Source organism: Methylobacterium sp. E-041 (assembly GCF_022829665.1).
Taxonomy (GTDB): Bacteria; Pseudomonadota; Alphaproteobacteria; order Rhizobiales; family Beijerinckiaceae; genus Methylobacterium.
The window spans coordinates 21,521-30,961 of record NZ_JAKSYQ010000014.1 but is presented as its reverse complement, the minus strand read 5'-3'; the positions used below and the strand labels follow the sequence as shown (position 1 = coordinate 30,961).

Genomic DNA, 9,441 nt, shown 5'->3' with positions numbered 1-9,441 from the left:
CCCCGACCCGAGATGACCGCCCGTCACCGACACGGCCTCGATCATCTCCGAGCGAACCGCGTCCGCCACCGCCCGGAGATCGCTCTCCGGAAGCAACCGCAACGCGGACGTCTCGGACAAACCGTCCAAAATCGAGGGGGCCGGCATCGAGGGGGTCTGCGTCACGGGTTCGGCCTCATATCGATCTCGAACGCCGAACGAGGCTGCGGTGCTCGGGCACGGCGCATCTCAATCGACGTCCAGGGGTGCGACGCCTTCGGCGCGCCCGTCGGGTGTCAGGGTGATGCGCTGGATGCGGGCCTCGGCCCGCTTCAGCAGCATCTCGCAGTGGCGCTTCAGCGCCTCGCCGCGCTCGTAGATCGTCACCGATTCGTCCAGCGCCACGTCGCCCTTCTCCAGGCGGCGGACGATGTCCTCGAGCTGCTCCAGGGCCTTCTCGAAGGGCGTGTCGGCGGCGATCGCGGTCGCGTCGGGTCGGCTTTCGGTCATCCCTACAGGATCCTTTGGTGCGGTTCTAAGGCGGAGGCGGCGACCGCCACAACCCCACGTGCCTTCGCGGCGGCCGGAGACACGCGGTTTTTCCAGCCGGCGGCGACGTTTGCGCCACACCGGTATGCCGGTGGGCTCGACCGGTCAGCCGAGGTCGAAACGGAACGGCGTACCCTCGAAGGCGTCCGCCCCGCGGCCGATCGCGGCGACGGCCGAGACCATCCGGCCGTCGCGGCCGAGCAGCCGGTCGGCGATCTCGACGAACAGGCGGTTCGGCGTCGCCGACGGCGAAGCGAGGCGTAACGCCGCGGCGGCCTCGGCCTCGTCGCGGGCGGGATCGAGGGCGCAGGCGGCGATGTAGGCCGCGGCGGTCGAGCGGCTGATGCCGGCGTAGCAGTGGATCACCATCGGCTTCTCGCGCGGCCACGCCGCGACGAAGTCGAGGATGGCGCGCACGTGGTCCTCGGCCGGGAGAACGTACCCGTCCGTCGCGACCGCGATGTCGCTGACGCCGACCACCGCGTGGCAGCCCTCGGCGATCGTCGCCGGCCGCTCCGGCGCCGAGGGCAGGTTGAGCAGCGTCAGGACGTGGCTCGCCCCGGTCGCCGCGATGGTTTCGGGCAGGCGCGACAGGGGGCAGACGTGCAGCGTCGGCATCTCGGGTCCGGGTTCTGGGTCGGGTGTCAGGATTTCGCGAGCTCGGCGAAACGGTCGAGATAACGGGCCTGCGCCTGCGCGGTCGGCCAGGGGTCGAGCAGGGCGAGGACCGGCTCGGGCAGGGTCTCGTGCCGCCCGAAGTAGCGCGTCGCCTCGTCCGGCGCGAATCCGGCGAGCCGCACCGCCTCGGCATGCGCCGCCACCCGGTCCGCACGCTTGACCAGGCGGGCGAAGGCCGGGGTCGGCGCCTGGAGCCCGAAGCGCCGGCGGATCGCAGCGAGCAGGCGGCGCTCGACGCCCTTGTAGGAATCGCCGATCGCGGCCTTCAACGGCGAGATGATGTCGCCGACGACGTATTCCGGCGCATCGTGCAGCAGCAGCTCGAGGCCCTGTGCCGGCGTGCACCCGGGCGTGAGATGCAGGCCGACCGCCTCGACCAGCAGCGAGTGCTGCGCCACCGAGAAGACGTGCGGCCCCGCGGTCTGCCCGTTCCAGCGGGCGACGCGGGCGAGCCCGTGGGCGATGTCGGCCACCTCGATGTCGAGGGGGGACGGGTCGAGCAGGTCGAGCCGGCGGCCCGACAGCATCCGCTGCCACGCCCGCGGCTGCAGCGCGCTCAACGGCCCGGCTCCGCCAGCGCGGCGCAAGGCGCGTGGCGGTGGCAGCCGACGAGGTGATCGTTGACCATGCCGACCGCCTGCATGAAGGCGTGGACGATCACCGGGCCGCAAAAGGCGAAGCCTTCGGCCTTCAGCGCCTTGGCGATCCGCCGCGACACGTCGGTCTCGGTCCGGATCTCGCTGCGGGTCCGCGCGCTGCCCTGGATCGGCCGGCCGTCCGGCAGGTGATCCCACAGGAAGCGCGAGAAACCGGGGCCGCGCTCCTCGATCCGCAGCCAGGCGCGGGCGCCGGCGACGGTGCCGACGATCTTGGCGCGGTTGCGGATGATGCCGGTGTCCTGCATCAGCCGCTCCACGTCGGCCTCGGTGAAGCGCGCGATGGCCTCTGGATCGAACGCGGCGAAGGCGCGGCGGAAGCCGTCGCGCCGGCGCAGGATCGTGATCCACGACAGCCCGGCCTGGAAGCCGTCGAGAATCAGCTTCTCGTAGAGCGCGCGGCCGTCGTGCTCAGGCACGCCCCATTCGCCGTCGTGATAGGCGACGTAGAGCGGATCGAGCCCCGCCCACCAGCACCGGGCGCAGCCGTCGGGATGGCGGACGAGGCCTTCGACCGGATGCGATGCCTCGGTCATTCAGCCCGCCGCGGCGTCGGGCATCGCGAAGCTGGCGAAGGCCGGGCGCTCCACGGTCAGCACCTTGCCGTCGGCGCGCAGGGGCTCGCCGGCCGCGATCGCGTCGGCGAGCCGGTCGAGGCGCAGCATGGCGAGGCCGCGCCCGGCGGCACGGCTCCCCGTCACGCCGAGCACCTTGGCGCCGGCGGTGATCTCGGAGCCGGGCGCGGCCGCCTCGCCCGAGGGATAGGTGGCGGGCAGCATGCGGGTGCGGGCTGTGCCGCGGTGCTGCATCCGCGAGACCACCTCCTGGCCGACGTAGCAGCCCTTGCGGAAGTCGACGCCGCCGAGCTGGTCCATCAGCGCCTCGTGCGGGAAGGCGTCGCTGAACGAGAAGTCGCGCCCGCCCTCGGGGATCCCAAGCGCGATGCGGTGAGCGTGGTAATCCGCTTCGGACGCGTCCGCGGAGAAGGCGCCCGCCGCCGCGTAGAGCCGTGCGCCGAGGCCTTCGGCCCGGGCGTCGGCCACGGCGTCGACCTCGGCGGCGGTGGTGGCGCCGTCCCAGGATGCGGCGATGGCGATGGTCGGATCGACCGCGATCTCGACCTTGGCGCGCAGGCGATAGAGGGTCAGGCGCTTGGCGAGCGCCGCAGCCTGCTCGGCCGGCACGTCGAGGCGGTACCCGTCGCCGATCCGCGAGATCAGGAAGTCGAACTGGATCTTGCCCTGCGGCGTCAGCAGGGCGCCGAGGCGCGCCTCCGCCTCGCCCAGCGTCTCGACGTTGCAGGTGATCACGCCCTGGAGCAGGGCGGTGGCGTCCGGCCCGGTCACAGTGACGAGGGCGCGGTCCGGCAGCAGGGCGATCGGCATGGCAAGTCCTCACTCGGCCCGATCGGGCCTTCCAGGCCGCGCGATTGCGCGAGGATGAGGCGTGACATAAGCCGCCCGGGACCCGGCCTCAACCAAGGCGTTTCCGATGGCATCCCCGATGGACCAGCCCTTCGACCTCGTCCTCTCCGGCGGCACGTTGGTGAACCACGACGGCACGCACCTTGCCGACCTCGGCATCCGCGGCGGGCGCATCGCGGCGATCGGCGACCTCGCGCAGGCAGCCAGTGCGGAGCGGCAGGATTGCGCCGGCCTGCATCTGCTGCCCGGCGTGATCGACACCCAGGTGCATTTCCGAGAGCCCGGCCTCGACCACAAGGAAGATCTTGAATCCGGCTCGCGGGCGGCCGTGATGGGCGGCGTCACCGCCGTGTTCGAGATGCCGAACACCAACCCGCTCACCACCAGCGCGGACGCGCTCGCCGACAAGGTGGCCCGCGCGCATCACCGGATGCATTGCGATTTCGCGTTCTGGGTCGGCGGCACCCACGAGAACGTGGCGCAGCTCGCCGAATTGGAGCGGCTGCCCGGCGCCGCCGGCATCAAGGTGTTCGTCGGGTCCTCGACCGGGTCGCTGCTGGTCGAGGACGATGCGGGCGTGCGCGCCATCCTCACGGCGATCCGCCGCCGCGCCGCCTTCCACTCCGAGGACGAGCCGATGCTGCGCGCGCGCAAGGATCTCCGCGTCCCCGGCGACCCGTCCTCGCACCCGGTCTGGCGCTCGCCGGAGGTGGCGATGGCGGCGACGCGGCGGTTGGTGGCCTTGGCGCGGGAGACCGGCGCCCGCATCCACATCCTGCACATCTCGACCGGCGACGAGATGGACTACCTCGCCGACCACAAGGACGTGGCGAGCGTCGAGGTGACGCCGCATCACCTCACCCTCGACGGCGACGAGGCCTATGCGCGGCTCGGCACGCTCGTGCAGATGAACCCGCCGGTGCGCGGCAATGCGCATCGCCGAAGGATCTGGTGGGGTCTCGGGCAGGGCGTCGCCGACATCCTCGGCTCGGATCACGCGCCGCACCAGCTCGACGAGAAGGCCAAGCCTTATCCGGACTCGCCCTCGGGGATGACCGGGGTGCAGACGCTGGTGCCGATCATGCTCGACCACGTCGCGGCCGGACGGCTGTCGCTCGAGCGCTTCGTCGACCTGACGAGCGCCGGGCCGAAGCGCCTGTTCGGCATCGCACGGAAGGGGCGGCTCGCGATCGGCTACGACGCCGACGTGACGGTGGTCGACCTCAAGCGCCGCGAGACGATCCGCGATGCCTGGATCGCCTCGAAGAGTGCCTGGACGCCCTACGACGGCAAGACCGTGACCGGATGGCCGGTGGGAACGGTGGTGCGCGGGGCCCGCGTGATGTGGGACGGTGTGCTGACCGCGCCGTCGCGCGGCGAGGCCGTGACCTTCGAAAAGGCGCTGGCACGGGCCTGAGCCCGCGCCAGCCGCGGCATCGGGATCAGTGCTGGAGCGCGGTGGTGAAGGCGCCGCCGCGGATGCGCTCGGGGAATCCCTCGGCGTAGCGGGCGGTGGCCTCCTCGCCGTAGGTCATGACCAGTTCCTGGAAGGCGGCGAACAGGGCCGCCTGAGCCATGCAGTCGCCGTCGAGACCGTCGAGGCAGCCCTCGGCGAACGCCTCGGACACGTAGCCCAGGGCGGCGCGCTTCTCGTCCACGTCGGCTTCGAACGGGGCGGTCTGAGTGCTGTTCTGCATGGCGCGTCGCATCCGTTGCGCGCGGGCTGGAGGCCCGGCGTACGGAAAGGATGATAGGCGGCTCACGGGTCCGCGACCAGCCGGGAATTGCGAAGCGGTTAACGCGGATGGTCGAATACGACGGTTTCCCCGGATGCTTCTGCCGTGTGGCCGGTTTGCATCAACCGCCGAAACGGCCGGCCAGCGCGTGCGACAGGCGCTCCCCCTCGGCGACGAAGCGGCCTGCCGCCTCGTGCGCGGCCGGCGTGCAGACGCGGTAGGTGGAGGCGTAGCCGCGGTAGCCGCGGTTGTACGCCCCGGCGAGGCGGTCGCGCCGCCCGGGGGTAACGCCCTCGGCCTCGATCAGCGCCTTCATCCGGTTCGGCCACTCGGCGGCATCGGCACCCGCGCATAGCTCGCGCAGGAAGGCCAGCGATCCGATGATCTCGGACAGCCGCGTCAGGTCGCGGTCGTAGGGTGCGGCCTGCTCCGGGGGCGGCGGGGGCGGCTCCTTCTCGGCAGGCTTCGGGGCTTGCCGCGCCGGGGGGCGCTGCTGCGCAAGCGCCGGAGCGTGCGCGGTAACGGCGAAGCCGACGCCGACCGCGAGGACCGGCAGGATGAGGTGCAGGAAGGACGGCTTGCCGATCACGGGCGGTCCCCGGGTCGACGGGCGGCGACCTTTGCGAAGGCGTCCGCCAGCGTGTCGGCGAGACCCGGCGTCGTTTCGAGGTCGGCGATCTCGTCGCGCGTCGCCCAGCGGACGGCGAGGGCTTCGGGGCCGGCCTCCGGCTCGCCGCCGATCCAGAGGGCCGCATGGGGGTGGACGACGTAGTGATGGCGGACGCGACCGTCGGGCTCGCGCTGGATGATCTCGGTCGGCGGCAGGACGCCGATCATCTTGGCGTCGAGGCCGACCTCCTCTTTAAGCTCGCGCAGGGCGGCGTCAGCGATCGCCTCGCCGGCTTCGACCAGCCCGCCGGGGAGGGTCCAGACGCCGCGCATCGGCGCGTTGGCGCGCGCCGCCAGCAGCACCCGGTCGCCGCGGATCACCGCGATCGACGCGCCGACGAAGGGGCGCATGGGAAACAATCGCGCATCGGCCTCGCTCACGGCTTCGTCCCATCCGGCGCGACAACCGCGACGCGTCCGTCGGACAGGCCGACGAGGATGCGCACCTTCGTCCCGCGCCCGAGCGCGGCGACGCCGTAGGCGGCGGGGGCGGGCAGCGCGATCCGCGCGCGCTCCCTGATGCCGCCCTTCAGCGAGACCAGGGCGATGGCCGAATTGTCGGCGACGGGCAGAGCGAGGTCCGCCTGCGCGCTGCCTTCGCCCTCGACCGCGGCGGCGAGATCGACGTCCCCCGGGCCGGAGGCGTAGCCCGGCGCCTCGCCGGCGAGGGTGAAGGCGTCGACGGCGGGCGTCCAGAGCTGGAGGCGCCCGCCCTTCGCGAGAACCGCGGCGACCTGCGGCGACCCGGTCCCGCCGAAATCGGCGACGGCGGCGATCCGCAGCGGAGTGCCATCCTGGGAGGGCGTCCGGGCGGTGACGGCCCAGTCGCCGATACCGGCGCGGGTGACGAGGGCCAGACCCGACGCATCGCCGCCGTGGAGCGTCGCCGCGACGAAGGCCTGGCGTCCGGCGAGGCGCACGGCGCGCGGCCTCGCGAGGGCGAAGGTCGCGTCCGGGCCGGCGGCGACCGTCACGGTCGAGACCGGCACCGGCTTCGGATCGCCGCCCATCGCCACCGGCTGGCGCTCGCGGATGGTGAGGCCCGCCGCCGAGGGGGCGGCGCCGATCGCGCGGGTGGCCCCGGTCAGGTAGGCGGAGGCCGCACCCGACAGCGTACGGCGCGAGCCCGGAACGGCCCCGCGCGGCGTCTCGGCTGCCGTCAGTCCCGCGATCGCCTCGGCACCGAGCAGCGTCGTCCTGATCGCGCCGTCGACGAGGCTCAGGGCCGCGCCGCCCTCCTTGCCCCAGACCACGACGAGGGGCGCGCTCTCCTCCTCGCCGACGTCCGGCGCGGCCGGCGCCGCCGTCGGCCGGGCGAGCGGGATCAGCCCGGACGTCGCCACCGCGACGGCGACCTCGCTCCGCGGCCCGCGCATCGCGGTCGCCTGGAACGGCAGATCGAGGATCGTGACCGCCGGCTCGGCGGCGGCGGGCGTGGCGGCGAGAACGACGAGGAGCAACCAGCGGGACAGCCGGTCAGACATGCTGCCCGCCGTTGATGTGCAGCTCAGCGCCGTTCACGTAGGACGAGGCCTCGGTGCACAGGAAGTAGATCGCTTTGGCGACCTCGTCGGGCGTGCCGAGGCGGCGCTGCGGGATCTGCTCGACCAGCTTGTCGGTTCCGGGCGACAGGATCGCGGTGTCGATCTCGCCGGGCGAGATCGCGTTGACGCGCACGCCCAGCGGCCCGAAATCGGCGGCCATCTCGCGGGTCAGGCCGGCCAGCGCCGACTTCGAGGTGCCGTAGGCCGCGCCCGCGAACGGGTGGACGCGCGACCCGGCGATCGAGGTGACGTTGACGATCGACCCCTTGGCGCGGGCGAGCTCGTCGCGCAGGCCCTGGGCGAGCAGCACGGGCGCGAAGAAGTTCACTTGGAACACCCGCTGCCAGGTCGCGAAGTCGGTCGGCAGGGCGCCGAGGCGCTCGCCGTTCGGCCCCTTCGGCGAGATGCCGGCATTGTTGACCAGCGCGTGGAGCAGGCCGCCCTCGATCGACAGCCGCTCGGCGACCTCGCGGACCCCGCGCACGGTATCCTCGGCGTCGGCGAGGTCGACCTGGAGGTGGTCCTCCGGGCCCATCTCCCATGGGCAGTTCTCGGGAAAGGCGTGGCGCGAGCAGGTGATCACCCGCCATCCCGCCGCGGAGAAGCGCTTGACGGTGGCGTGGCCGATGCCCCGGCTCGCCCCGGTAAGCAGCATGACGCGACGGCGTTCGTTTCCGGGTATGGCCAAGGCCGTGCCTCGCTTCCGATCGGGGTCGGCGCCGGGGCACCCCGGCGGGCCGCCGCGCTGAGCCCAAGGTCTAAGCGCAGCCGGCCCGAAAATCCAGGGACTTCGCCGCGTCGCAACACCGGCGGGGACGCTTGACCAGGCACCGATGCGGCGGGATCACCGGGGCTCCGCAGGCCCTCGCACCGGATCGCCCCCTCATGCCGACCACGGCCCGCCCCACCGATCGCATGCCCGCCATTTCCGCGGATCGGCTCACCCCGGCGCAGCTCGCGGCGTCGGACGCGTTCTTCGCAGCGCGCAAGACGCCGGCCTTCGGCCCGTTCGTGCCGCTGCTGCGCAGCCCCGACCTGATGCTGCGCGCGAGCGATATGGGCCTGTACCTGCGCTACGACAGCGTTCTGCCGCTCAGGATCAGCGAGTTCGCCATCCTGATCGTCGCCCGCGAGTGGAGCCAGCAGATCGAGTGGCAGATCCACCATCCGATCGCGCTGAAGGCCGGCGTCGACGCGGACGTGGCGCAGGCGATCGCGGAAGGCCGGCGGCCGGAGGGCATGTCGGCCGAGGAAGCCGCGGTCTACGCGTTCTCGACCGAGCTCCAGCGCAACAAGGCGGTGAGCGACCCGACCTACGCGGCCCTCGTCGCGCTCTACGGCGAGCAGGGCGCGATCGATCTCACCGGGATCAACGGCTATTACGCCTTGCTCGCGATGACGATGAACGTCGCCCGCACCGCCCTGCCGGAGGGTGTCGCGCCGCCGCTGCCGCCCCTGATCCCGTAGCGGCTTCTCAGGGATAGAGGCGCGACCGATCCCAGCCCTCGCCGTTGCGGGTGAACCGGACGCGGTCGTGCAGGCGGTAGTCGCCGTTGCGCCAGAACTCCATCGCCACCGGGGCGATCCGGAACCCGGTCCAGTTCTCCGGCCGCGGCACCGGCCCGTCCTCGTAGCGGGCCGACAGCTCCGCCACCTCCGCCATCAGCGCGTCGCGGCCCGCGAGCGGGCGCGACTGGCGGCTGGCGATGGCGCCGAGCCGGCTGTCGCGGTGGCGGCTGGCGAAGTAGGCGTCCGCCTCCTCGGGCGTCACTCGCGACACCGGACCGCGGACGCGGATCTGCCTGCGCAGGCTCTTCCAGTGCAGCACGAAGGCGGCCTGCGGGTTGGCGGCGAGCTCCTCGCCCTTCGCCGATTCGACGTTGGTGTAGAAGACGAAGCCGCGCTCATCGAAGCCCTTCAGCAGCACCATCCGCACGTCGGGCAGGCCGTCCGCGCCTGTGGTGGCCAGCGCGATCGCGTTGGCGTCCTCGGGCTCGGATTCCGTCGCCTCGGCCATCCAGGCGGCGAACAGGCCGAACGGATCGTCGCTCAGGGTGAAGTCGGCGGCATCCGGGACCGCATCGCGCCCGCCCGACTCATCGATCTTTAACGCGTCCACGACTTAATCCTCCGTTGTGAGATCCGGGTCGGGGGGCACCGACGTTGGAGCACACTTACGCGCCATCTCGTCTTGGGTTCAGGGTCT

General features: G+C 72.5%; 14 protein-coding genes. 2 read left to right on the top strand and 12 right to left on the bottom strand.

The window, feature by feature from the left end:
* From MKK70_RS00480 to MKK70_RS00455, 6 genes are all read right to left on the bottom strand, one after another.
* Positions 1 to 147, bottom strand: a 147-nt coding sequence (locus MKK70_RS00480) for a 1-deoxy-D-xylulose-5-phosphate synthase N-terminal domain-containing protein (RefSeq protein ID WP_243932353.1), incomplete at its 3' end; no start/stop codon positions are given.
* 81 nt (positions 148 to 228) lie between these two features.
* A complete protein-coding gene (locus tag MKK70_RS00475) occupies positions 229 to 489 on the bottom strand; it encodes an exodeoxyribonuclease VII small subunit (RefSeq protein WP_147728480.1) in 261 nt (86 codons plus the stop codon).
* Positions 490 to 633: 144 nt separating this feature from the next.
* Positions 634 to 1,146 (bottom strand): tyrosine phosphatase family protein, encoded by a 513-nt coding sequence (locus MKK70_RS00470; protein ID WP_243945332.1) that lies wholly within the window; start codon positions 1,144 to 1,146, stop codon positions 634 to 636.
* A 26-nt stretch (positions 1,147 to 1,172) separates the two neighbouring features.
* The gene (locus tag MKK70_RS00465) at positions 1,173 to 1,733 is read right to left on the bottom strand and encodes a hydrolase (RefSeq protein WP_243945344.1); all 561 of its coding nucleotides are present in this window, start codon (positions 1,731 to 1,733) and stop codon (positions 1,173 to 1,175) included.
* 29 nt (positions 1,734 to 1,762) lie between these two features.
* Positions 1,763 to 2,398: a DNA-3-methyladenine glycosylase I gene (locus MKK70_RS00460; protein WP_147859691.1), complete on the bottom strand. Its 636-nt coding sequence runs from the start codon at positions 2,396 to 2,398 to the stop codon at positions 1,763 to 1,765.
* A complete protein-coding gene (locus MKK70_RS00455; RefSeq protein WP_243945331.1) occupies positions 2,399 to 3,247 on the bottom strand; it encodes a YgfZ/GcvT domain-containing protein in 849 nt (282 codons plus the stop codon).
* A 118-nt stretch (positions 3,248 to 3,365) separates the two neighbouring features.
* Here MKK70_RS00455 and MKK70_RS00450 point away from each other — a divergent pair, with 118 nt between their 5' ends.
* Positions 3,366 to 4,703, top strand: a complete 1,338-nt coding sequence (locus MKK70_RS00450) for a dihydroorotase (RefSeq protein WP_243945330.1) — start codon at positions 3,366 to 3,368, stop codon at positions 4,701 to 4,703.
* Between the two features lie 25 nt (positions 4,704 to 4,728).
* Here the strand turns inward: MKK70_RS00450 and MKK70_RS00445 are convergent, their stop codons facing one another.
* The 5 genes from MKK70_RS00445 to MKK70_RS00425 form a co-directional block, all read right to left on the bottom strand.
* Positions 4,729 to 4,983 carry a hypothetical protein gene (locus MKK70_RS00445; protein ID WP_147728485.1) on the bottom strand — a complete coding sequence of 85 codons (255 nt, stop codon included), beginning with the start codon at positions 4,981 to 4,983 and terminating at the stop codon, positions 4,729 to 4,731.
* A 160-nt stretch (positions 4,984 to 5,143) separates the two neighbouring features.
* Positions 5,144 to 5,581 carry a TIGR02301 family protein gene (locus tag MKK70_RS00440; RefSeq protein WP_243945341.1) on the bottom strand — a complete coding sequence of 146 codons (438 nt, stop codon included), beginning with the start codon at positions 5,579 to 5,581 and terminating at the stop codon, positions 5,144 to 5,146.
* Positions 5,582 to 5,607: 26 nt separating this feature from the next.
* Positions 5,608 to 6,042: an NUDIX hydrolase gene (locus tag MKK70_RS00435; protein ID WP_243945339.1), complete on the bottom strand. Its 435-nt coding sequence runs from the start codon at positions 6,040 to 6,042 to the stop codon at positions 5,608 to 5,610.
* Between the two features lie 26 nt (positions 6,043 to 6,068).
* Positions 6,069 to 7,175: a hypothetical protein gene (locus MKK70_RS00430; RefSeq protein ID WP_243945329.1), complete on the bottom strand. Its 1,107-nt coding sequence runs from the start codon at positions 7,173 to 7,175 to the stop codon at positions 6,069 to 6,071.
* Positions 7,168 to 7,890 (bottom strand): SDR family NAD(P)-dependent oxidoreductase, encoded by a 723-nt coding sequence (locus tag MKK70_RS00425; protein WP_147728807.1) that lies wholly within the window; start codon positions 7,888 to 7,890, stop codon positions 7,168 to 7,170. Before MKK70_RS00425 ends, MKK70_RS00430 begins: the two co-directional genes overlap by 8 nt.
* A gap of 260 nt (positions 7,891 to 8,150) precedes the next feature.
* On the opposite strand from MKK70_RS00425, the gene MKK70_RS00420 reads away from it, so the two are divergent.
* Positions 8,151 to 8,702: a carboxymuconolactone decarboxylase family protein gene (locus tag MKK70_RS00420; protein WP_243945328.1), complete on the top strand. Its 552-nt coding sequence runs from the start codon at positions 8,151 to 8,153 to the stop codon at positions 8,700 to 8,702.
* A 7-nt stretch (positions 8,703 to 8,709) separates the two neighbouring features.
* On the opposite strand, the gene pdxH is transcribed toward MKK70_RS00420, so the two are convergent.
* On the bottom strand, positions 8,710 to 9,288 hold the full coding sequence (gene pdxH, locus MKK70_RS00415) for a pyridoxamine 5'-phosphate oxidase (protein ID WP_279603455.1): 579 nt from the start codon (positions 9,286 to 9,288) through the stop codon (positions 8,710 to 8,712).
* Positions 9,289 to 9,441: the final 153 nt, after the last annotated feature.

Bases quoted from the DNA above. Each gene is read 5' to 3' on its own strand.
- MKK70_RS00475 (WP_147728480.1), bottom strand. From the start codon at position 489: ATGACCGAAAGCCGACCCGACGCGACCGCGATCGCCGCCGACACGCCC.
- MKK70_RS00470 (WP_243945332.1), bottom strand. From the start codon at position 1,146: ATGCCGACGCTGCACGTCTGCCCCCTGTCGCGCCTGCCCGAAACCATC.
- MKK70_RS00465 (WP_243945344.1), bottom strand. From the start codon at position 1,733: ATGCTGTCGGGCCGCCGGCTCGACCTGCTCGACCCGTCCCCCCTCGAC.
- MKK70_RS00460 (WP_147859691.1), bottom strand. From the start codon at position 2,398: ATGACCGAGGCATCGCATCCGGTCGAAGGCCTCGTCCGCCATCCCGAC.
- MKK70_RS00455 (WP_243945331.1), bottom strand. From the start codon at position 3,247: ATGCCGATCGCCCTGCTGCCGGACCGCGCCCTCGTCACTGTGACCGGG.
- MKK70_RS00450 (WP_243945330.1), top strand. From the start codon at position 3,366: ATGGACCAGCCCTTCGACCTCGTCCTCTCCGGCGGCACGTTGGTGAAC.
- MKK70_RS00445 (WP_147728485.1), bottom strand. From the start codon at position 4,983: ATGCAGAACAGCACTCAGACCGCCCCGTTCGAAGCCGACGTGGACGAG.
- MKK70_RS00435 (WP_243945339.1), bottom strand. From the start codon at position 6,042: ATGCGCCCCTTCGTCGGCGCGTCGATCGCGGTGATCCGCGGCGACCGG.
- MKK70_RS00430 (WP_243945329.1), bottom strand. From the start codon at position 7,175: ATGTCTGACCGGCTGTCCCGCTGGTTGCTCCTCGTCGTTCTCGCCGCC.
- MKK70_RS00425 (WP_147728807.1), bottom strand. From the start codon at position 7,890: ATGCTGCTTACCGGGGCGAGCCGGGGCATCGGCCACGCCACCGTCAAG.
- MKK70_RS00420 (WP_243945328.1), top strand. From the start codon at position 8,151: ATGCCCGCCATTTCCGCGGATCGGCTCACCCCGGCGCAGCTCGCGGCG.